Here is a 19,665-nt window from a genome sequence, read left to right on the forward strand (position 1 = left end):
ACCATGCACGACACCCTGGTCATCATCCCGACGTACAACGAGGTCGAGAACCTCGAGCCTATGGTCGGCCGCATCCTCGCCGCGAACGACGCGGTGGACGTCCTCGTCGTCGACGACGCCTCGCCGGACGGCACGGGTGACCTCGCCGACGAGCTCGCGCTGCGGCACCCCGAGGTGCACGTGCTGCACCGCGCCGTGAAGGACGGTCTCGGCGGGGCCTATCTCGCCGGGTTCGCCTGGGGCCTGGAGCGCGGCTACGAGGCGCTCGTGGAGATGGACGCCGACGGCTCGCACCAGCCGGAACAGCTCCCGCTGCTGCTCGCGCAGCTCGTGGACCACGACCTCGTGCTCGGCTCGCGGTGGGTGCCCGGGGGCAGCGTCGTGAACTGGTCGCGGCGGCGCGAGCTGCTCAGCCGGGGAGGGAACCTCTACACGCGCCTCGCGCTCGGGATCGACGTCCGGGACGCGACCGGCGGCTACCGGGTGTTCAGCGCCGCCGCGCTGCGCCGGGTCGACCTGGCGCACGTCGCGTCGCAGGGCTACTGCTTCCAGGTGGACCTGCTCTGGCGGGCGCTGGAGCGGGAGCTCCGCGTGGTCGAGGTGCCCATCACCTTCGTGGAACGCGTCCACGGCGAGTCGAAGATGAGCGGGTCGATCGTCTCGGAGTCGCTCGCGCTGGTCACCTGGTGGGGCGTGCGACGCCGGGTCGCGGCGGTCGGCGCGGTCGTGCGCCACGGCCGCCGGCTGCCCTCGGTGCGGGCGCTCTCGCACCGCGTCCTGCCGCCGGTGGGGGCAACGGCCGAGCGGTGAGCCGGCCGGCCGTTGGCCGACCGGTCAGAACGACCTGAGGCACCCGCCGGACGGCGGGTGCCTCAGGTCGTTCCTGCTCGACGGCCGGTGGACGACGCCGGTCAGGTGCCGAGGACCACGACGGGCTCCGTCGTCGGCTGTCGCGAACCCGAGTCGGGCTCGACCGACACGGCCAGGCCCACGCCCTCGGACCCGCGCACCAGCGAGGTGGCCTGCCCGTCCCGCAGGGAGAGCATGCCCGCGGAGGAGACGCTGCCGTCGCCGCCGACCACCCAGAGCTGGTAACCCTGGCCGGAGGCGGGCTCCGGCAGGTCGTCGGCGCGGAAGTACATGTCGCCGTCGGCCACCACCATCGACGCCTCGCCCCCGCCCTCGACGGGGCCGTGGAGCACCGAGGCGTCCGGGTCCACGAGCATCTGCGACACGATGTCGCTCTGCTGGCGCAGCTCGTCGCGCTCCGCCGTCACCTGGACCGCCACGGTGGTCGGCACCGCGATGGCCGCGGCGGCAGCGACGGACACGGCGGCGAGGCCCCACTTCCGGCGACGACGTCGGGAGAAGATCTCGATGACGCGGGCGTCGGCCCGGGGGCCGGCGTCGGGCGCGGTGCCGGCGTCGGGCCGAACCGGAGCGCCCTGCTGCGGGGTGCGCCGCACCCGGGCGAGCACGCTCGCGCGCAGCGCGGCGGGCGGCTCGGCCTCGACCACGAACGCGGCGACCACGTCGAAGTACTCGTCGAGCGCCCGGCGCGCTTCGGCGTCCGACACGAGGAGCCGCTCGGCCGCCCGCTGCTCGGGGTCGTCGAGAGCGTCCAGGGCGTACCCGGGCAGCAGGTCCCAGACGTCGGAACGCGTGCTCCCCGGGAAGCTGCTCGTCCGGCCGGTGTTCCCGTCAGACATGGCGCACCCCCAGGCAGTCGCGCAGCCGGTTGAGCCCGTCGCGGATGCGGCTCTTGACCGTGGGCAGGGCCTTGTCGAGCTGCTCGGCGACCTCGCGGTAGGTGAGGCCGCCGTAGTACGCGACCACCACCGCCTCACGCTGCGTCGGCGTGAGCCCCTCGATGCAGCGGCGCACCGCGGAGCCCTCCAGCCGGCGCTCGACGTCCTCGACGACGGTGTCCCGCTGCGCCTCGTTGGTGCGCAGGTCCGTGTCCCGCTGGTCGCGGTCCCGGCGGGACTGCTCCGAGCGGACCCGGTCCACCGCGCGACGGCGCGCCAGCGTCGCCACCCAGGTACGGGCGGAGCCGCGGGAGGGGTCGAACCGCGCGGCGGTCTGCCACACCTCCACCATCACCTCCTGGGTCACCTCGGCCGCGTGGTCGGGATCGCGCAGGACGCCGAGGGAGGCGCCGTAGGCCACCGGGCTCAGCGCGTCGTACACGGGCGTGAATGATGCCGGGTCCCCGTCTGCGCACGCGACGAGGAGTGCGTTGACGGCATTGTGCGAGGAGGTGCGGGTTGGTGGTGAAGCCACTGCCCTAGTCTGCCTCACCCATGCCTTTTGTCTCCTGATGGGCAGGACGAAGCCTCCACTGGGTGCATGCACCGCGATCGCCATCTGGTCCACGTCCTTCCGGGCCCTATACACCTGATCTCCACGCAGCGCGCGTCGAGTCCTGCGCAGGGGGTTCGGTGCCGAACCGATCCCGGATGGGGTCGTGTTTTCGCCAGAAAACACCGGGAAACGGTCATATTAATGGCGAAAAAAGAATTCGCGAAGTGACCAATCCGAAACCATCCGCGCGCCGAACCCACCACGCACCCCTGGGGGTATCGGAAAAATCAAGCTCACAGAAAACACGACAAAGAAGTCACGGGATTTTCTTTGTCGCCGTTTCTCCGGGTGTGTGACGACCCATCCACCACAGTGAAGGGGTACACACGATGTTCGGCAAGAAGATGGTGGCCGAGATGATCGGCCGCAGCACGAAGAGCCAGACCGACCGCCGCAACTTCCTGCGGGCGGCGGGGGTGGGCGGCCTCGGCGTGATCGGCGGCGCCACCCTCCTCGCGCAGAACCCGTCTCGCGCGGCGGCGACCGAGGAAGACCAGATCAGCGACGACGCGATCCTGAACTTCGCACTCCAGCTCGAATACCTGGAGGCACAGTTCTACTCCTTTGCCGCCACGGGCCAGGGCATCAACGGCTCGCTCACCGGAGGACAGGGAACGATCGGCAGGGTCACCGGCGGTTCGAAGGTGCCGTTCAAGTCGAAGCGGATCCGCCAGTACGCCGAGGAGATCGCCGGGGACGAGCTGGCGCACGTCCGGTTCCTGCGGACGGCGCTCGGCAGCTCCAAGACCGCGCAGCCCAACATCGACCTGAAGCACAGCTTCACCGCCGCGGCACAGGCCGCGGGGCTGATCGGCGCCGGCCAGACCTTCGACCCGTTCGCCGACGAGGACAGCTTCCTGCTGGGCGCCTACATCTTCGAGGACGTCGGCGTCACCGCGTACAAGGGCGCCTCGCCCCTGATCACCAACAAGACGTACCTGGAGGCGGCCGCGGGCATCCTGGCCGTCGAGGCGTACCACGCGGGGGTCGTGCGCAGCGCGCTGTTCGAGAAGGGCCTCGCGAAGGAGGCCGAGGCGATCTCGACGGCGCGGGACAGCCTGGACGGCAGGACCGACCTCGACCAGGGGATCGTCAAGCGCGGCGACGCGAACCTCGTACCGGCTGACGTCAACGGCGTCGCCTACAGCCGGACGCCGGGGCAGGTGCTCAACATCGTCTACCTGAACCCGGCCCAGGTGACCGAGGGCGGCTTCTTCCCGGACAGCGTCAACGGCACGCTGCGGGTCAGCGACCGCAACGCCTGAGTCGTTCGCACCTCGGCGGCCGGGTGGGGTCTCCCGCCCGGCCGCCTAGCGGGCGCCCGTCCCTTCGTCCCCCAGCGCGGCGACCTGGTGGGCCATGAGCACGGCGAACCGCCGCTGCTCCAGCGACGGGAAGACCGCGTGCGACACCGCGGAGACCCGGAAGTAGCCGACGACGCCCGTGCTCCGGCGGACCGGGATCGCGACGTACTCGTCGACCGGCAGCCCGACGCGGTCGACGTCGACGGGGCGGCCGTTGCGGGTCAGCACGCCGTCGTGGTCGAGGACGGCGAACCGCACGTCCCCCACCGGCCCCGCGACGTACAGGCAGTCCTCGGCCTCCAGCACCTCGGTGATCTCGCGTGCCACGACGTCGACCACGGTCTTCGCGGGCACGTTGCCGTCGGCCACCGCGCGCGCGGCGCCGAGCACACCGGCGAGGTAGCCCGAGCGCCGCGCCTCCCGGCCCTGCTGCCGGTAGCCCCACAGGGCGAGCTCGGTCACCGCGAGGCTGATCACGACGAGCAGGGCCGTCGCCTCGATGTCCTCGGCGTTCGAGATGACGAAGCGCAGGTACGGCTCGGTGAGGAAGAAGCCGAACCAGACCCCGCCCGAGAAGGCGGCGAGGAGCGCGGCCGGCCGGTCGCCCGTGGCTGCCGCGGCCACCACCGGGAGCACGAGGACCAGCACGGAGGCGGCGGCGGTGACCTGGTCGCGCACCGTGTACAGGATCGCGCAGACGATCAGCGGCGCCAGCACGGCCGCCCATCTCACCGCCGGACGCCACCATGCCGCCGAGGGCCACGCCGAGACGTTTCCGGTCACGCTGATCATCGTTGCGCCGACGGCGGCCCGGCGCGAGCGGTGGCGACTCGCTCCGGTATCGCACCGCCAGACGGTGGGCGGGGACCGCCGTCAGACGGCGGGCGGGACGACCACGACCTTGCCGTGCACCTGCCCGGCGTCGGCCTGCTCGTGGAGCGCGGGCAGCTCGCTCAGCGGGACGCGCCGGGCGATCTCCACGCGCAGGTCGCCGCTGTCGACCAGCGCGACCAGGCCCGCGAGCACGTCGGCGTCGGGGTGGACGTAGACCGTGGCCGCGCGCACGCCGCGCGCCTCGTCGCCGGGGGTCTGCACCCTCGGCGTGGTCGAGACGACGACGCCGCCGTCGCGGACCCGGGTGGCCAGGGCGGCGAAGCCCTCGGCGTCGATCGGGGCGAGGTTGAGCAACACGTCGACGGGCTCGGTCACCGCGTCGAGCACCGGGGTGGTCGTGTGGTCTATGACCTCGTCCGCACCCGCCGCCTTGACGGCCTGCTCGCTGCGGGGGCTCGCCGTCGCGACGACGTACGCGCCGGCACGCTTGGCGAGCTGCACGGCGTAGCCGCCCACCGGGCCGCCCGCCCCGTTGATCAGCACGCGCTGGCCGGCCTGGAGCCCGCCAGCCTCGAACAGCGCCTGCGAGGCGGTGAGGCCGACCGACGGCAGCCCGGCGGCGTCGGCGAGCGGGATGCGCGTCGGGGCAGCCACCAGCGCGTCCGCCGGGGCGATCACGTACTGCGCCGCCGAGCCGTCGGCCGTCATCGGGAGGAACCCAACCACGGCCTGGCCCACGGTGAGGCCGTCCACCCCGTCGCCGAGCGCGTCGACCGTGCCGGAGACGTCGTAGCCCGGGACGTGCGGCAGGGTCACCGGGATCGGCAGGAACCCGCCGCGCATGCCGCCGTCGGCCGGGTTGAACGCCGAGCCGGCGACCTGGACACGCACCTCGCCGGCACCGGGCTCGGGCACCTCGACGCCCTCGTACCGCAGGACCTCGGCGCCGCCCGTCTCGTGGAACCGCACTGCCTTCATCATGTCGCTCTCCTCGTCAAGTGCTTCGGATTCGAAGCAACTGGAGAGGACGCTAACACTGCTTCGAACTGGAAGCAAGTGTTTCGAGTTGGAAGCATCTTGGGGGCTGGCTAGGCTGGCGACGTGACCTCGACTCCCCCGCCCCTGGACGCCACGCAGCTCGGCGCCTACTTCGCCCTGATCGAGGCGAGCAGCCTGCTCAAGCACTCGGTCGAGCAGCAGCTGCGGGACGCCGGGGACCTCAGCTACGTGCAGTTCCAGCTCCTGGCGACCCTCGGGGACTCCCCGACGGGCAGCCGGCGGATGACCGACCTGGCCGACGGCGTCGTCTACAGCCGCAGCGGGCTCACCTACCAGGCCCAGACGCTGGAGAAGCGGGGCCTCGTCACCCGGTCGCAGTCGTCCGACGACGAGCGCGGCGTCACCGTCACCATCACCGACGAGGGGCGGGCCGTCCTCGCGGACGTCTTCCCGGGGCACGTCGCCACGCTCGACGACCTGCTGTTCGCCCCGCTGTCACGCGCCGACGTCGAGACGCTCGCGGACATCCTCGGCCGCGCGCGGGACCACATGCGGCAGACGCCGCCGCGGTCGGCGGGGGCGCGGCGGCGCCGAAAGGCCGCCGCGACGGACTAGAGCCGGAACGTGTCAGACGTACAGGTCACCGGGGTGACCTGTACGTCTGACACGTCAGGCGAGCGCCTCGTCGACCAGCGTCCGCGCGGCGTCCTGCACCTCGTCCGCGGCGTCGGCCGTCGGACAGTACGGGGACGGCAGCGGGGCAGGATGTACGCCGTGGAACGCGTCATCGACCTGGATGTTCTTGCCGACCGGCTGCGGCCGGTCATGAACGAGTGGGGACGCTGGGCGACGGTGAGCCCGCTGACCTGGCGCGACGCAGAGGCGTGGCCCCGACAGATCACGCCGGACCGCTCAAGCATTCAGGTTCCGGAGTCCGTCGGATTCGTCGTGCACAGGCGACAGTCGGACGACGTGCTCGCGATCACGGCCTGGACGGGCGGTTGGACCGACCTCGAATATCAGATCGAAGAAGGGCCGTTTAACTTCTCCCCCTTCTATCGCGACACCGACGAGGCTTGCACGGCGGTGATCAAGGACGTGGAGGAGTTCGGCGAGATTCGGTAGCGCCGCCCGCACGGGTCACATGCCCTCAGGGCGTGGTCACCGGACGCGTGGCCTATCGAGCCTCAAGGACGAAGAAGAGGAACGACACGAAGGCGCTCCGCTCCCCGCTCGCGATGCGCGGCGGGAGGAGCTCGGTCGGCGTGTCCGGGGACGGCGCGGGCTCGGCCATGGACGTGATGCTGAATCCGGTGGCGGCGAAGGCGTCGGACATCGCGTGCAACGGGCGGTGCCAGAACGTCAGCGTCCCGGGCTGGCCCGCGAACTCGAACTCGTCCGTGAACTGCCGGGTGCCGAAGTAGCCCTCGTCCGGGAAGAGGAACGGGCGTGCGAGCGGGTGGTTGACCGACACGATGAGGCGGCCGCCGGGCTTGAGCACTCGGTGCAGCTCGGCCAGCGGCGGCTCCCAGTCCTCGAGGTAGTGCAGCACGAGGGAGGCGACGACGTCGTCGAAGGAGTCGTCCGCGTAGGGCAGCGGCTGGGCGAGGTCCGCGACGACCAGCGGCACGTCGTCTCCGAGCTTGCCGCGGGCGAGCTCAACCATCGCGGGGCTGCCGTCGAACCCGCTCATGTGGGCACCGCGGTCACGCAGCTCGACGGACAGCGGCCCGGAGCCGCAGCCGGCGTCCAGGATCTTGCGGCCGCGCACGTCGCCCGCGAGCCGGAGCATGGCCGGCCGTTCGTACCAGGCGTTGAGCAGGCTGCCGGAGTTCTCGGTGTCGTAGCTCGCCGCGAACTCGTCGTAGTGGTCGGCCTTCATCGGATCCCTTTCGCCGGACGGTCCATGTCCCGCGTGACGCTAGCGGGCCGTCTGGCTGCGAGGGCCGCGTAGTCAGAGCTCTTTCACAAGAGCGCCGGGTACCTGCCGACCACGTTCACGCAGGTAGGCGGCAGATCGGCAAACCTCCACATCTGCGGTGTCAGTCGTCGGCCAGCCAGGTCCGGCGAGTCCTGGGAGACACCGACGGGACCTCGCTCAACGGCACTCGTTCGAAGGGCAGTGGTGCCGGCGCCGTCTCGACCGGTGCGGACGACACCTCGTCGAGAAGTTCGCGAAGCCGACCCGTCCGAATCCAGTCCAGGAGCCGCGCGAGGCCCTCTTCCGCGGCATGTGCTTCCGCCGTCGAGATGACGCCGGCCGACGACGCCTGCGCGAACTCGTCCTCGTCGACGACCCTGTAGGTACCGTCCAGGGAGACCAGCACATCGAGGAAGAGGTCGACCGCCGAGACGTCGTCCCCGACACGAACCATCGGAGTCGAGATATCGCAGTTGAGCGCGAACGAAACTCCGTCGGGCGACGTTGTCTCCATCAGATTGCCGGAGAGGTCATAGGTCGCGTTGATCTTGAACCACTCGTCGGCGAAAGCGAAGTGTCGAAGAACGAGCATCTCGTCCGTGTCTCCGAAGGTCGCTGGCTCCAGGCTCTGGCGCACGTAGCTGCTGGAGTCGTTCACGAGGAGACCGGCGTCCGGCACGCGATAGCACCGGACGTCGTTCTCGTCGGGATGGAAGTCGAGGTCCCGGACGGTCATTGCCCGTGTCACAAGCTCTCCCCGCCGATGACGACCTTGTCGTCGATCGCGGGACCGCGGATCGTCAGCCCCCGCGCGGGGTACTGCACAGCGACCAGAGCATGGGGGACGCCCGCGCCCACGGTGGCGGCCTCACCCGCCGCCACCGTGATCCGCGACCCGTCGACGTCCAGGTCGATGGCGCCCTCCAGGACGACGTAGACCTCGTCGCTCGCCCGGTGGAGGTGGATTCCGTCGTCACCGAAAGGTTCGTCGACGCGCCAGTGCAGCACCTGGAGCCGGTCCGAGCAGAAGCCGTCGTCCGACGGCGGGCGCGGGCTGGCGATCACCGTCAGCCGGCCCTCCAGCGAGATCTTGCTGAACGACATCACGGCAGTCTGGCAGGCGCCGTCGTCGGACATGCCTCGTCCGCACGTGCACGCGCCGCGCGGACCGTGGCGTCACGCCGCCAGTAGTGAACGTAGGTGTAGTCGCACTCTGAGCGCTCAGAGTGCGACTACACCTACGTTCACTACTGGCGGCGTCAATCGGAGCGGCGTCAGCCGGAGCGGTTCGCGTCACGCCGCCGTGAACTCCCAGTGCCACGGCTCGTACGGGCCGACGCCGCCGGCCAGCGCCCATTGCGGGTTGTCCCAGCCGTACTGCGGACCGTTCGCCTTGAGCCAGTCCCAGCGCTCGCCGGCGTAGCCGTCGGCGCAGATGTCCACTGCGACGCCCCAGCCGTGGTTCGACTTGCCCGGTGTGGCCGTCAGCGTCGGCTTCTGCGCCTTCGCGGTGACCTGCTGCTCGTAGCTGCGGTAGCCGTCGGTGAGGCAGAGCGCTTCGCCGAACTGCTCGGTGTAGGCCTGGTTCAGGCGGGCGAGGGCGACGGCGGCGTCGGCCCGGATCGGCGGGTAGCCGTCCCAGAGGTCGCACAGCTCGTCGGCGGGCAGGTTGCCGTTGACCCCCGCACCGGTGGCCTCGCCGTCGCAGCCCGGGAGGACGGGCGGCGCCTCGACGTCGACGGCCTCGCTCTCCCCGCCGGACATCGTCGCGTCCTGGGGAACGGTGATGCCGGCGTCGGCCGTTCCACGGGGTGCACGCTCCTGGCTGCGGGATGCGGCGCCGTCCCGGTCGCGCGCCGCGTCGACCGCGCCGGACGACGGGCCGGTGAGCGCGACGGCGGCGCCCGCCAGGTCGCCCGCGTCGTCTCCTGGCCCGCCCGCGGTCGCCACCGTGACCGACATCGTGGCGACGAGAGCGACCCCCACCCCGAGCTTGAACGGCCACCGCCCCGTGACCACGGACAGCGCGCTGCCCGACGACGGCGCGGAGTGCCGGCCCTTGCTGTGCCGGCCCCGCCCGGGGCGTGCTCGCGTGGGTGTTGCCATGGGTGTTGCTCCTGGGGATAAGCGGGGTCGAAGGCGGGGGTGTGAGGGGCGGGCCTGAGCCCGCCCCTCACGCGGAGCGCGTCAGAGCACGCGGATGAACGTCGGGTTGGACTGCCAGATCTCCGTGTAGCGGACCGTCTTGCCCGGCACCGGCGCCTCGATCTGCATGCCGTCGCCGGCGTAGATCGCGATGTGCCCGGGTGTCCAGATCAGGTCACCCGGCTGCGCCTCGGACCAGGAGACCTCCGGGCCCGCGTACCGCTGCTCGGACGAGGTGCGGGGCAGGTTCACGCCGACCTGGGCGTACACGTAGGACGTGAACCCGGAACAGTCCATCCCGGCGGGCGTCGAGCCGCCCCACAGGTAGGGCACGCCGAGGTACCGCATCCCGACGGACACCACGGCGGAGCCGGACGCCGAGGCCGGGATGTCGAGCGCGGCCTGGGCCTCCTCGGCAGCCTCTGCCGCGGCGGCCTCGGCTTCGGCGGCTGCCTCAGCCTCCGCCTCGGCGGCGAGCTCCGCCTGGTACTCGTCGTTCTCCGCCGCTGAGACCACCGAGACGGCGGCCTTCTCGACCGTCAGCTCGGCGTCGTTGGCCACGGTCACGACCGGCGCGGCGGCGACGGACTCCTTGGCCTGGGCCGCGAGGGCGTTGAGGTCGGCCGTGTTGAGGGCACCCTGGACGGACGAGCCGGCCACGGACCCGCTGACGGACGCGGGCGCGGGTGCCGCCTGGGCGGGGGCTGCGACCAGCGAGAACAGCACGCCGGAACCGGCCGCGGCCGCGACGGCGGTGCGTCCGGCGAGCGAGGTGACCTGCTCGGTGGCGGCTCGGGCGACGTCGGCCAGGTCGGGGCGGACCGCCCGGTGACGGCCACGACCGCGAACAGTGGATTCGGGGGTGAAGCTGGGCTCCATGAAAGCTGGGACCTTTCGGATCGGAGTAGAACCACACGCGTCCCGGGTTCGGGGCGCGCAGAACCGGCCGACACCCCTGAGGGGTGGTGTCGACGGGATGTGGTGGTCTACGTCCGGGAGATCCCGAGCGCGTGCAGGCACGGCGCGGCCGCTTCGGCCACGTCGGTGGAGACCGTGGGCTGGGCGTGCGCGACGTCGGGCACCAGCCACTGCTCGGCGAGCTCCGGCGCGGTGGCCAGCTCCGCGGAGGGCGACACGGTCCGGTCGTACCGGGCCGTCGCCGTCCGGTTGTCGGAGCAGTGGGCGCCGGTCTCGCCGTGGTGGTCGCTCGCCCCTTCGCCTTCGGCAGTCAGCACGGCAGAGGCCGCGTACTGCCCGACGGCGGTCGCCGGGTGGGCGTGTCCGGCCTCGTCGAGGTGGACGCCGCACAGCAGCTGTACACCGAGGGTGGTGAGCAGCAGGAACATGACCGTCAGGACACGCTTGGTCTCTCGCCGGGGTTCGGCGAGGAGCGAGCGGGCGGCACGTGTCAGGGTCATGGCGAGCCCAAGAGTAACGGAATGGACACGGAGCCAGGCAACACGACGTGATGACGCGACCTGCTGACACGGCGCCTCGCTCGCTAGCCTGAGCGCATGAATGGTGGCTATCAGCTGTTCCGCCCGAGGTCAGAGGACGTCTACGACTGGTCCGGCGGGCAGCTGCACCCCGAGATCCGGCAGCTCGTCACGGTGGGCAACGTCGTCCGGGTCCAGGTCTCCGAGAACGGGAGCGCCGAGACAGGCTGGTCCGACACGCCCTACCTGCGCGTCACCCTGCAGGACGGCGACCGGCTGACCGGTGTCGTGGACGACCCCTACCGGTCGCAGTACAGCGCCCTGGACAACGGCACGGTCATCGAGTTCGACCGCGCGGACGTGACGGAGATCCCGCTCGACTGGACCGAGAACGAGGCGCTGGCGCCGAGCGCGACCCACACCGGGCGTGGCCGGGAGATCACCGGGTACATCGCGCCCGACTGACCGCCCCCCACCGCAGAACTGGAGCGATCGCTATGAAGTACACCGTCTCGATGGAGATCGCCCTGCCGCGCGAGCGGGCGGTCGAGCTGCTCGCCGACCCCGCTCACCTGCAGAAGTGGCTGCGCGGCGTCGTGCTGCACGAGCCCCTGAACGGGATGCACGGAGAGGTCGGGGCCCGGTCGCGCGTCGTGATGCAGATGGGGCAGCAGACGATGGAGGCCGTCGAGACCATCACCCGCCGGGAGCCGGCGGACCTGCACGGAATCCCGCGGGACGCCGTCGTGCACTACGAGCGCGAGATCGTCGCCGAGGGCATGTGGAACGCCGCGCGGGAGCGGCTCACGGAGGCAGGTCCGGGGACGACGCTCTGGGTGAGCGAGAACGAGTACCGGTTCGACTCGGTGCTGATGCGGTTGGTGGGGCCTTTGATGCGCGGGGCCTTCCGCAAGCAGTCGGTGCAGCACATGCGGGACTTCAAGGCCTTCGCCGAGCTCGGGACCGACGTCCGCGACGCGAAGGGCTGACCACCGGTCTGGGCCACACCCACTTCTTGAACCTGTCCCCGATCCTGGTCATCGGCGGCTCATCCGCTCGGGCGTTCCCTCTGGCCGTCCTGGAGCAGACGAACGACCTCTGCGATCCGCACCGGGCGCTGCTCGGGGCGTCGCTTGGTGGCCTCGATCCAGCGCAGGTAGGCCTTGCGGTAGAACTGGGCGAGCGAGTCGAAGAAGGCACCCGCGTCGGGGGCTGCGTCCAGGGCGGCTGCGACATCCGCGGGCAGGTCAGCGCGCTGGGGCCCCTCGGGGGTCAGGACCATCTCGACCTGATCGCCCGTCGCCAGTCGCCCGTCCTGGCACCATGCGGGCCCCAGGACGAGCATCGCGCCGTCCGGCGTCCGCTCGACGACGCCGCGCAGACCCACCCCGTTCAAGGTGCCCGTGACGTGGTGGCGCGGCTTGGTACCCCAGGTCTTGTCCGGCTCGAACGGCACAGGCACATGGGTGCGACCGCGCCCGTCGATCCGGACGACGGCGCTGAAGCGCTCCGCTCGCGCTGTACTCATCGCGCCACCGTACCCAGGACCTGGGGCCACTCCCCGTCGACGCGAGCTCTTGGGCGAGGACGCTAGATGTCACGCCACTCGTGCGACTCCTGGTAGGCGTGCTCGCCTCGGAAGAACCAGTCCGCCAGGTCCCGAAGCCGTTCCAGGCAGTCCTGGTAGTACGCGGCAGATCCTCATGCCCCTCGTACTGCTCACAGGCCATCCGCATCGCCTGCTCCAAACGACTGAACGCCGCTCGGTTCCAGACGAGGTCGACTCGCAGGCGCAGTAGGAGGCCAACACGTCATCCACGGCAGCATCCTGGCAGCCGAGGACGGCAGAAGTCAGCCGGCGGGCTCCACCGTACTAACTAGGGCTCCGTCTATCCACGGGAGTAGGTACGCGAGCGTGGAGCATCGCGACGTATCAGTCGTCGCGGCGTTCGATCTTCGCGACTTCTGACCGCCAAATCTCTCGTACGGGATGACCGTCGCTGTCGAAAAAGGTGTACGAAGTACCGTCCCCGGACCTCTCGTACCTCGCGGCTGAAATCTCAATCTTGTCCCCGCCCCACGTGCTGGACTTGACCCTCGGATTCGCCAGGGAGCCAGATGTCGAAGTGATGGAGCTTGTGCGCGTCGTAACGACATATGTGCTCATCTTGGGCCGCGCGAGTCGGGCGAGGACAGCTGGGTAAAAGGCACCCACGAGCAGCAATGATGCGCCGAAGAAGGCGAGCGTGACCCGGACCCAGACGGTCTCGATGACGGGCAGTTCCCAACCCGCCGCCTTCACGCCGCCGGAGACGATGGCCGCCAGGACGCACAAGATGCCACTGGTGGCGTAGATCGCTCGCAAGCTGTCAGTCACGACACAAATCTCCCGCACGAAGTGGACCCGAGCAATGAATCAGGATGGATTGGGACTCCCGCTAGACCTACGCTGCTGGCGGGACGCTACGCGTTACCCCCCTGGTTGAGCACCGGCGGTCTGTCGGATACCCGGGGATTCACTTGGGTCGCACGACGACCACAGCCCGACGGCCGATATGCCAGACAGCCGAAGAGGCGAGGCCACTTCATGAAGGCATCCCCGAATGGACGGGACACCCGCCCTGGCAGTGGATCCGCCGCCAGATCGTCGATCGCTCGGACAGTTGGGCTGCCTAACCTCTCGGCGCCACGGGGATGATTCTGGAAGCTGTGTGCTGCAGGAAATCCTCGGCCGCGGCAAGGGCACGCAGCCGGAACGGACTCCTCTTGGTCGCGCGCTCGTGGACGACCGTGCGCCAGTCTTCACGATGCTCAGCGATCGGGGTGCGGGCGTCGCCGGAGGCTGTCGCGTTCTCGTAAGGACAGTGCAGGCCGGACTTCGCGCTGGAGTGCTCGAGAGAGTGAGTGGACAGGATGTAGCGCAGTGGTGCCGGGATGCCACGGCCGCCCGGGTGGGCGGTCAGGCTCACAAACTGCGCCAGCAAGGCGCCGCTGACGCTCGCGGAGAGCGCGGCGACGTTCTGCCGGGAAGGCGCATCTCGATGAGCTCCAGCGATGTACTCCGGGTCGTCGAGCAGCCCTCCCTTATCCAAGGAAATGTCGCCCATGACTAGCTGTCCAAGGCAGACCATGCAAGGGCTGCCGGGCACCAGGGTGTGTGCGCGCCAGATCCCGTTGCGCATCCGCCCGTCGGGGAAAGTATCGAGTGCGATCCCACCATCGATGACCGGGATGAGATCCGCATAGGCGATCGCGTTAAGCACTGCGCGCGGCCAGGGTCCATCAACGCAAGAGAAGATGACGTCGTAGTCGAGTGCAGCGCTTAGCCCGACGGGGTCGGTGATGCTGAGCTCGTGGAGTCGAACCTGAAACGACTCCGCAGTCGCGGACGACTTCATAAGACGCGCAGCGACTTTGACCTTGGACCGTCCGAGTGCGGCGTCGAGACGGGTCGCGCCGATCATGCGATCCAGATTCACCGTCTCTACCGCGTCGTAGTCCATCACGCCTACCGTCGCTAGGCCCGTTGCGGCGAGGCGCTGCGCGACGTCGAGACCGACGCTGCCGCTGCCGACGACCAGGACACGCAGGCGAGAGATCGAAGCCTGCGTGCGCTCGCCCCACGATGAGACCGTGCGCTGCTGTGAACGTGTCACCCGGGGGATGCGACGAAGCTCGTCATTCCAGGTGACGGCGAGCTTCGGCGAGACCGATCGCACTGACTCCGCCCATGTGGGTCCACTTCGGTCAAACCAGAAGCGGGCCGACCAGGAGATGTCACGTCCGCCAAGCGTCATGCCGAGGAGGGGCATCTTCGTGATCCCGCGTGCGACGCGCTCGTACTCAGACTCAGTTTCCTTGTCCATGTTGCTGAGCTGTTGCCAGCCGCGGCCTCGTGGGTGGGAATGAAGGAGCACGACTCCGTGGCCAAGCGCACGCGCCTGCGTCGATGCGCGTAGAACGTATCCGCTGGTGAAGGACGCGTTGCCGTGCACGTGCCGCTCGCCCTCTCGGGGGAAGATCACCGACTTGATGAGGGCCGTCGTACGCTCATTGCCGGTAGAACGGGCGTAGGTTGCGATGAGCACGTCTTCCTGCCCGTCGTCGCGGAGGAGGTGATCCCGCATGGTCGCTTCGACCTCGCCCGTCATGGCCACGGAGTACCGCATGTCAGGCTGCCGTCGGGATCGCCGTGGAGACAAAACCCCGCACGTGCCTCAGCCACGCGAGGGCCGGCGGCACAGACGTGTCGGTGTAGTTGAACTCGCGGGAGTGTCGCTTCCATCCGGGCGGGCAGTCAGTGTCGTCCATGTTCGTCAGGGTGAACGTGACCGAATCAGGTAGGTGGATCCAGTGCGGCGGGACGGCAGGCCAGCTCTGCACCTCGGACACGCTCACACCGGTGGTCACAACCTGCCCCGCAAGCGCGCCGTGGACAGCCATCACATCGTAGAGAATCCGGTGGCCGTCGGCCCGCGCCGGGGCGCCCACAGCAGTCATGTCATCGACGAACTGCTGGGCCGCCCCGGTCAGGACGACAGTGCCGCTCAAGCGACACCGCCAACGTGCTTGGCGGTGACGAACTCGTCACCGGACTTGATCTTGACGAGCTGATCGTCGCGGAACAGTTCGGTGTCGCCAGATGGCCGGATGCGTGCGAGGTCGTAGCTGGCGGGGTCCACGCCTGCGAGACGAAGTAGGGCGGCCGCGCTCTGGTCGTCGTCATATGAGCTATGGGATTCGCCATCGATGGTGAATCGGACCTTCTCGCGAGAGGCGAACCGCGCGCCGTCCTTGAGGTTGACGATCTGACCGTCACCGATCCGGTCCTCGACACCGTTCTTCTTCACGAGGAAGAGGTCGAAGGTCTTCGGGTCTCGGCCAGCGAGTCGCAGGAGCGCAGAAGCTTCCTGGTCCTCGTCGTGCACGGTGAACGTCTTGTCATCGATGACGACCTGCAGGGGCGTCGGAGTTGAGGGGGCCATCTGGCCCTCCTTCCTTGTAGCGTGTCGCTCCCGCATCCCAGATCGGACGCAGGTAGCATGTACCTGTCGGGTAAAGCCCACCGTACCACAAGTACCATTTACCAAAGAGGTAAAGTCTTGCAGCTAGGGTGGTCAGACCCTCGGCTCGAGGGCTGGTGTCTCACCGGAGCGCGCCTCAGCGCTACCCTCGGCGCGCACGCCGACGCAGCAGAGGACCTGCTACACGTCGTCTCCCAGGCCCCCCGGCTCGAGCACCTAGCCACATTCCAAAGCGTCCAAATCGACGTCGACGCCGGAAACCTGACCCTTTCGATCGAGGAGGTTGACATGCACGCACGACCGCTCAGCCCCGATGGTGCGCCGTACGTCCTTGCGAACCGGGCGTCGTTGCCAGATCACGCCCTGTCCCAAGCGCTCCTTGTCCAAGATCTCCTCATTCAGGGCCAGTCGATCCTCCGACTCAAGGGCTGATCGAGACCTCATGACTACGTACACCGCCACCGATGCCCACTTCGATTTCCCGCCTCGCCCTGGTCGCTTGCTGCAACGAGAGCTCGACGCACGCTCTATCAGCCAAGCGCAACTAGCTGCGCGCACTGGGTTGAGCCCGAAGCACATCAATCTCGTCATCAAGGGAACGGCCCCGGTTTCGCCCGATGTTGCAGTCACCCTCGAGCAGGTACTTGGAACATCTGCCGAAACCTGGCTGCGGCTAGAAGCGGCGCATCAGGCACAAGAAGCACGACACGAAAAGCGCAACGCTCTCGAAGGTTTCGCCGACTGGGCGAAGGCTTTTCCTCGCCGAGTTCTCATCGACCGAAACGTGATTGATCCTGAAGACTCAGGCGCTGAACTCGTAGCAAAACTTCTCGCCTTCTTCTCAGTCGCGTCGCCGAGCGCGTACACGAAAACCTGGCTCGAGCCACAAGCGTCCTACAAGAGAAGCCAAGTCCATGCCATCGATCCGAACTTAACAGCGCTCTGGCTGCGGCTGTCCGAGCTGCACGCGGCTGACCTGATTGCCGACACGCAAATGTATGATCCGGCAAGGCTGCGAGCCGCTGCTGCAACGATTCCCCGGCTCACTGTCCATGACGCAGGAAAAGCATTCAAAGAAACGCAGAGCCTTCTGCTTGACGCGGGTGTGGTTCTCGTGTTTGTGCCAGAGATCCCGAACACGCGGATCAGCGGCGTTTCACGATGGATACACGGAACGCCAATGATCGCGGTAACCAGTCGATACAAGTCTTTCGACGGGCTCTGGTTTACGATTCTGCACGAAATTGCTCACGTACTTCTTCACCCCAAGAGAAGCACTTTTATAGATGACGGCTTCAAGGCAAACGACGATGCGGACTCGCAGGAGACCGCCGCAAACGCGTTTGCTGAAGACCACCTGATTCCACCGGACTACCAGGCCATCCTCTCCGCGGCAACGACGGCAGAGGCGATCCGCTCGCTCGCCGACACACTCGGCGTGTCTCCCAGCGTGGTCGCAGGGCAGTGGGCCTTCCGGACCAGCACCTGGGGCGGGCCGATCGCCAAGCTACGCAAGAAGGTTGACCTCGCTGAGGTACTCACGTAGGGATGGCGCTACACCGAGAATGATTGCCGGTCCGTGTGCCTGTACCGGAACTGTCATCGCGCCCATCCCCTCCCTGGACTCGTCAGAGAGTTGACCTGGATCTCGTGCTCATGCGCCGACACCAGCCGCTCATAGTCGGGAACACCCTTGATGAGCACCGACCCGCCGGCCGTGTGCAGGAACGCGGCGAAGGTCGAGTTACGCCCCGCCGACGGAGCCTCAGCACGCAGCACTGGCCCGCGCTCCGCTTCGACGGCATAGCGGAGCGCGGTGGCAGTTCCTCCCATGAGTGGCGGTGCGTCATCCGTGCGACTCGGTCCCTCTGTGGTCGGTCAGGTTGCGGTAACTCCGACACGCCACCGAGATCGTCGGCGGCCTGTCACAGCTCGACGGCCGGGGTGGCGTCGCGCAGGTCGAGGCGGTCCAGCATGCGGTTGTACTGAGCGAAGGCCGCATCGGCCTCGGCGCGGTCGACGTAGCGGGACAGGTCGTACTGGTGGGACGGGGCACCCTTCGGCTTGGCGATCACCTCGGCCAGGTGTTCCTGGTCGTGGGTGGTCCACCGTGCCCCGATCGCCGCGTACACCTGGGGTACCACCGTGACCGGGTCGGCGGACAGGTTGTGGTACGGCACGTCCACGATCGAGGACAGCGGCATATTCGTCCGCGCAGCCAGGCCACGCTCGACCTGGGCGACCAGGTGATCCAGCGCGGCTCGTCCGATCTCTGCGGGGTCGGTCTCGCGCTGACACATGGCCTGCAGGGTCTCCAGGAGACTGGCGAACGAACCGATGACCGTGACCGGGTCGCGGTGGGTCCACACGAACGTCGCGTCGGGGAACACCTGCCGGATGGTGTCCATGTCGCCCAGGTGCCCCGGGTACTTCAGCACCCACCGCTTGGGCTCCCGGCCGTGCTGGAGCACCTGCAGCCCGAGCTTCAGGTACTCGTACTGTGACCGCACGTCGTGCTTGTCGGCGAGCCAGGCGCTGTAGGACGACATCGGTCCGCGCTGCAGCGGCCACTGGGGCCCGTGCGCGAAGAACAGCACCGACTCCTCCGGCCGGTCGATGTAGGTCGGGTGCTTCTGCTGCAGGCCGGGAGCGACCAGCTCCATCAGGGACAGGGCCTGCTCGAGCTGCTTGATCACCCGCTGTGCCGTGTGCGGGTCGTGCAGGGTCGTGTGGTGCAGCTCCCAGGTCAGCGGGCCGCGATGGTCCGGCGACTGTGCCAGGACCCGGTGGGCCAGCGTGGTGGCGGTGCGCGGCAGTCCGCACACGAACACCGGCGCGGTGATCTGCTCGTCGGCGACCTGCGGGTGCTCGGACAGCGCCCGGTTGACCCGCAGCCGGTTGACGTACTTGCCCTTGACCTCGTTGAAGATCAGGAACCAGCCCAGCGGCGACAGCCGCGGTATCTCGGCGGCCCCCTGCAGGATCTGGCCGAGGTCGTCAGCGAACGCGTGGTCCTGGGTACCGGCGGTCTTCTCGACCTGCGCGACCGCCTTCGCCCAGGACGCTTCTGGGTCGCGATAACCCGTGGCGAAAGGGCCCAGCGCGGTGTTCAGGACTCGGGTGGTACGTGGGGCACGGCTCACGACTCTCCTTGCTGGTAGCTGGACTCCTATCTGCACATAACGGACTATCGGGGCAGGGTGTAGTGGTCAAGGGGTGTTGCGCCATGCGGTGCACCTTCACCCCTCCTGCGGGCGCGGGCCAGCGCTACTGCAGCCTGCCTTCGCCCTCCGGCGAGTACCGCCAGGCCCACCGCTCGTCATCGGACTCCCGCTGCGGCAGGTGCAGCGTGCGCAGAGCCGGCGAGTGGACGTTCCCCATGACGCCACCGAGGCAGTACCGCCCGCCGTCCACAGGGTCGCCGACCGCCGCCCAGTAGAACCAGCCCGACTCGGCCCTCTCCAGGGTTACGGGCTCGCGGCAGAACACACAGAACTTCTTCGTCCCTGGCTCCGGCATCGGGGAGTACAGACCCGAAAGCGGCTTGCTGGCGTCCACGAGATGCATCCTCCCTGAATGGCGTCCGCGGGGTCACATCACGCGCTGCAGCGGCCGGCGTCCGTTATCGAACCGGGACA

General features: G+C 68.9%; 24 protein-coding genes. 7 read left to right on the forward strand and 17 right to left on the reverse strand.

Going from position 1 to position 19,665, the window contains the following annotated elements; all coding sequences use genetic code 11:
- Positions 1-3: 3 nt before the first annotated feature.
- Positions 4-810: a polyprenol monophosphomannose synthase gene (locus FHX71_RS20975; RefSeq protein WP_182619379.1), complete on the forward strand. Its 807-nt coding sequence runs from the start codon at positions 4-6 to the stop codon at positions 808-810.
- Between the two features lie 101 nt (positions 811-911).
- On the opposite strand, the gene FHX71_RS20980 is transcribed toward FHX71_RS20975, so the two are convergent.
- On the reverse strand, positions 912-1,709 hold the full coding sequence (locus tag FHX71_RS20980; RefSeq protein WP_182619380.1) for an anti-sigma factor: 798 nt from the start codon (positions 1,707-1,709) through the stop codon (positions 912-914).
- A complete protein-coding gene (gene sigK, locus FHX71_RS20985) occupies positions 1,702-2,283 on the reverse strand; it encodes an ECF RNA polymerase sigma factor SigK (protein WP_182619381.1) in 582 nt (193 codons plus the stop codon). The genes FHX71_RS20980 and sigK overlap by 8 nt, the downstream gene beginning before the upstream one ends.
- 410 nt (positions 2,284-2,693) lie before the next feature.
- Here sigK and FHX71_RS20990 point away from each other — a divergent pair, with 410 nt between their 5' ends.
- Positions 2,694-3,629: a ferritin-like domain-containing protein gene (locus FHX71_RS20990; protein WP_182619382.1), complete on the forward strand. Its 936-nt coding sequence runs from the start codon at positions 2,694-2,696 to the stop codon at positions 3,627-3,629.
- A gap of 45 nt (positions 3,630-3,674) precedes the next feature.
- Here FHX71_RS20990 and FHX71_RS20995 read toward each other — a convergent pair whose 3' ends face one another.
- Together FHX71_RS20995 and FHX71_RS21000 are read right to left on the reverse strand one after the other, a co-directional pair.
- Complete coding sequence (locus FHX71_RS20995) at positions 3,675-4,451, reverse strand: DUF4118 domain-containing protein (protein WP_182619383.1); 777 nt, start codon at positions 4,449-4,451, stop codon at positions 3,675-3,677.
- 90 nt (positions 4,452-4,541) lie between these two features.
- Complete coding sequence (locus tag FHX71_RS21000; RefSeq protein WP_182620018.1) at positions 4,542-5,480, reverse strand: NADP-dependent oxidoreductase; 939 nt, start codon at positions 5,478-5,480, stop codon at positions 4,542-4,544.
- Between the two features lie 123 nt (positions 5,481-5,603).
- On the opposite strand from FHX71_RS21000, the gene FHX71_RS21005 reads away from it, so the two are divergent.
- Together FHX71_RS21005 and FHX71_RS21010 are read left to right on the forward strand one after the other, a co-directional pair.
- Positions 5,604-6,116 carry a MarR family winged helix-turn-helix transcriptional regulator gene (locus tag FHX71_RS21005; protein ID WP_182619384.1) on the forward strand — a complete coding sequence of 171 codons (513 nt, stop codon included), beginning with the start codon at positions 5,604-5,606 and terminating at the stop codon, positions 6,114-6,116.
- Between the two features lie 159 nt (positions 6,117-6,275).
- Positions 6,276-6,626: a hypothetical protein gene (locus FHX71_RS21010; RefSeq protein ID WP_182619385.1), complete on the forward strand. Its 351-nt coding sequence runs from the start codon at positions 6,276-6,278 to the stop codon at positions 6,624-6,626.
- A gap of 52 nt (positions 6,627-6,678) precedes the next feature.
- Here the strand turns inward: FHX71_RS21010 and FHX71_RS21015 are convergent, their stop codons facing one another.
- The 6 genes from FHX71_RS21015 to FHX71_RS21040 all read right to left on the reverse strand — a co-directional run bounded on the left by FHX71_RS21015 (position 6,679) and on the right by FHX71_RS21040 (position 10,985).
- Positions 6,679-7,383: a class I SAM-dependent methyltransferase gene (locus tag FHX71_RS21015; protein WP_182619386.1), complete on the reverse strand. Its 705-nt coding sequence runs from the start codon at positions 7,381-7,383 to the stop codon at positions 6,679-6,681.
- A gap of 160 nt (positions 7,384-7,543) precedes the next feature.
- On the reverse strand, positions 7,544-8,158 hold the full coding sequence (locus FHX71_RS21020) for a ribonuclease FAU-1 family protein (RefSeq protein ID WP_182619387.1): 615 nt from the start codon (positions 8,156-8,158) through the stop codon (positions 7,544-7,546).
- 8 nt (positions 8,159-8,166) lie between these two features.
- The gene (locus tag FHX71_RS21025; RefSeq protein WP_182619388.1) at positions 8,167-8,526 is read right to left on the reverse strand and encodes a cupin domain-containing protein; all 360 of its coding nucleotides are present in this window, start codon (positions 8,524-8,526) and stop codon (positions 8,167-8,169) included.
- A 189-nt stretch (positions 8,527-8,715) separates the two neighbouring features.
- On the reverse strand, positions 8,716-9,528 hold the full coding sequence (locus FHX71_RS21030) for a M15 family metallopeptidase (protein WP_182619389.1): 813 nt from the start codon (positions 9,526-9,528) through the stop codon (positions 8,716-8,718).
- Positions 9,529-9,609: 81 nt separating this feature from the next.
- A complete protein-coding gene (locus tag FHX71_RS21035) occupies positions 9,610-10,446 on the reverse strand; it encodes a C40 family peptidase (RefSeq protein WP_182619390.1) in 837 nt (278 codons plus the stop codon).
- Positions 10,447-10,553: 107 nt separating this feature from the next.
- The gene (locus tag FHX71_RS21040) at positions 10,554-10,985 is read right to left on the reverse strand and encodes a hypothetical protein (protein WP_182619391.1); all 432 of its coding nucleotides are present in this window, start codon (positions 10,983-10,985) and stop codon (positions 10,554-10,556) included.
- A 96-nt stretch (positions 10,986-11,081) separates the two neighbouring features.
- On the opposite strand from FHX71_RS21040, the gene FHX71_RS21045 reads away from it, so the two are divergent.
- Both FHX71_RS21045 and FHX71_RS21050 read left to right on the forward strand, forming a co-directional pair.
- A complete protein-coding gene (locus FHX71_RS21045; RefSeq protein ID WP_182619392.1) occupies positions 11,082-11,468 on the forward strand; it encodes a hypothetical protein in 387 nt (128 codons plus the stop codon).
- A gap of 32 nt (positions 11,469-11,500) precedes the next feature.
- Positions 11,501-11,992, forward strand: a complete 492-nt coding sequence (locus tag FHX71_RS21050) for an SRPBCC family protein (protein ID WP_182619393.1) — start codon at positions 11,501-11,503, stop codon at positions 11,990-11,992.
- A 59-nt stretch (positions 11,993-12,051) separates the two neighbouring features.
- Here FHX71_RS21050 and FHX71_RS21055 read toward each other — a convergent pair whose 3' ends face one another.
- From FHX71_RS21055 to FHX71_RS21075, 5 genes are all read right to left on the reverse strand, one after another.
- Entirely contained in the window at positions 12,052-12,531 is a 480-nt protein-coding gene (locus FHX71_RS21055; RefSeq protein ID WP_182619394.1) for a YdeI/OmpD-associated family protein, read from the reverse strand.
- A 405-nt stretch (positions 12,532-12,936) separates the two neighbouring features.
- Positions 12,937-13,380 carry a hypothetical protein gene (locus FHX71_RS21060; protein ID WP_182619395.1) on the reverse strand — a complete coding sequence of 148 codons (444 nt, stop codon included), beginning with the start codon at positions 13,378-13,380 and terminating at the stop codon, positions 12,937-12,939.
- A gap of 295 nt (positions 13,381-13,675) precedes the next feature.
- Positions 13,676-15,154, reverse strand: a complete 1,479-nt coding sequence (locus FHX71_RS21065) for a ThiF family adenylyltransferase (protein ID WP_182619396.1) — start codon at positions 15,152-15,154, stop codon at positions 13,676-13,678.
- Between the two features lie 19 nt (positions 15,155-15,173).
- Positions 15,174-15,554, reverse strand: coding sequence for a hypothetical protein (locus tag FHX71_RS21070; RefSeq protein ID WP_182619397.1), 381 nt, complete (start codon positions 15,552-15,554; stop codon positions 15,174-15,176).
- The gene (locus FHX71_RS21075) at positions 15,551-15,988 is read right to left on the reverse strand and encodes a multiubiquitin domain-containing protein (RefSeq protein ID WP_182619398.1); all 438 of its coding nucleotides are present in this window, start codon (positions 15,986-15,988) and stop codon (positions 15,551-15,553) included. The genes FHX71_RS21070 and FHX71_RS21075 overlap by 4 nt, the downstream gene beginning before the upstream one ends.
- Before the next feature lie 481 nt (positions 15,989-16,469).
- On the opposite strand from FHX71_RS21075, the gene FHX71_RS21080 reads away from it, so the two are divergent.
- Positions 16,470-17,573 carry a HigA family addiction module antitoxin gene (locus FHX71_RS21080; protein WP_182619399.1) on the forward strand — a complete coding sequence of 368 codons (1,104 nt, stop codon included), beginning with the start codon at positions 16,470-16,472 and terminating at the stop codon, positions 17,571-17,573.
- A 379-nt stretch (positions 17,574-17,952) separates the two neighbouring features.
- On the opposite strand, the gene FHX71_RS21085 is transcribed toward FHX71_RS21080, so the two are convergent.
- Both FHX71_RS21085 and FHX71_RS21090 read right to left on the reverse strand, forming a co-directional pair.
- The gene (locus tag FHX71_RS21085) at positions 17,953-19,170 is read right to left on the reverse strand and encodes a sulfotransferase family protein (RefSeq protein WP_182619400.1); all 1,218 of its coding nucleotides are present in this window, start codon (positions 19,168-19,170) and stop codon (positions 17,953-17,955) included.
- A gap of 124 nt (positions 19,171-19,294) precedes the next feature.
- Complete coding sequence (locus FHX71_RS21090) at positions 19,295-19,585, reverse strand: hypothetical protein (RefSeq protein ID WP_182619401.1); 291 nt, start codon at positions 19,583-19,585, stop codon at positions 19,295-19,297.
- Between the last annotated feature and the right edge of the window lie 80 nt (positions 19,586-19,665).

It is taken from the genome of Promicromonospora sukumoe (assembly GCF_014137995.1).
Classification (GTDB): domain Bacteria; phylum Actinomycetota; class Actinomycetes; order Actinomycetales; family Cellulomonadaceae; genus Promicromonospora; species Promicromonospora sukumoe.

Coding starts and splice junctions, on each gene's coding strand:
- FHX71_RS21025 (WP_182619388.1), bottom strand. CDS start 8,526: ATGTCGTTCAGCAAGATCTCGCTGGAGGGCCGGCTGACGGTGATCGCC.
- FHX71_RS21000 (WP_182620018.1), bottom strand. CDS start 5,480: ATGAAGGCAGTGCGGTTCCACGAGACGGGCGGCGCCGAGGTCCTGCGG.
- FHX71_RS21040 (WP_182619391.1), bottom strand. CDS start 10,985: ATGACCCTGACACGTGCCGCCCGCTCGCTCCTCGCCGAACCCCGGCGA.
- FHX71_RS20990 (WP_182619382.1), top strand. CDS start 2,694: ATGTTCGGCAAGAAGATGGTGGCCGAGATGATCGGCCGCAGCACGAAG.
- FHX71_RS21080 (WP_182619399.1), top strand. CDS start 16,470: ATGACTACGTACACCGCCACCGATGCCCACTTCGATTTCCCGCCTCGC.
- FHX71_RS21035 (WP_182619390.1), bottom strand. CDS start 10,446: ATGGAGCCCAGCTTCACCCCCGAATCCACTGTTCGCGGTCGTGGCCGT.
- FHX71_RS21030 (WP_182619389.1), bottom strand. CDS start 9,528: ATGGCAACACCCACGCGAGCACGCCCCGGGCGGGGCCGGCACAGCAAG.
- FHX71_RS20975 (WP_182619379.1), top strand. CDS start 4: ATGCACGACACCCTGGTCATCATCCCGACGTACAACGAGGTCGAGAAC.
- FHX71_RS21050 (WP_182619393.1), top strand. CDS start 11,501: ATGAAGTACACCGTCTCGATGGAGATCGCCCTGCCGCGCGAGCGGGCG.
- FHX71_RS20980 (WP_182619380.1), bottom strand. CDS start 1,709: ATGTCTGACGGGAACACCGGCCGGACGAGCAGCTTCCCGGGGAGCACG.
- FHX71_RS21045 (WP_182619392.1), top strand. CDS start 11,082: ATGAATGGTGGCTATCAGCTGTTCCGCCCGAGGTCAGAGGACGTCTAC.
- FHX71_RS21015 (WP_182619386.1), bottom strand. CDS start 7,383: ATGAAGGCCGACCACTACGACGAGTTCGCGGCGAGCTACGACACCGAG.
- FHX71_RS21055 (WP_182619394.1), bottom strand. CDS start 12,531: ATGAGTACAGCGCGAGCGGAGCGCTTCAGCGCCGTCGTCCGGATCGAC.
- FHX71_RS21065 (WP_182619396.1), bottom strand. CDS start 15,154: ATGACGGGCGAGGTCGAAGCGACCATGCGGGATCACCTCCTCCGCGAC.
- FHX71_RS21075 (WP_182619398.1), bottom strand. CDS start 15,988: ATGGCCCCCTCAACTCCGACGCCCCTGCAGGTCGTCATCGATGACAAG.
- FHX71_RS21020 (WP_182619387.1), bottom strand. CDS start 8,158: ATGACCGTCCGGGACCTCGACTTCCATCCCGACGAGAACGACGTCCGG.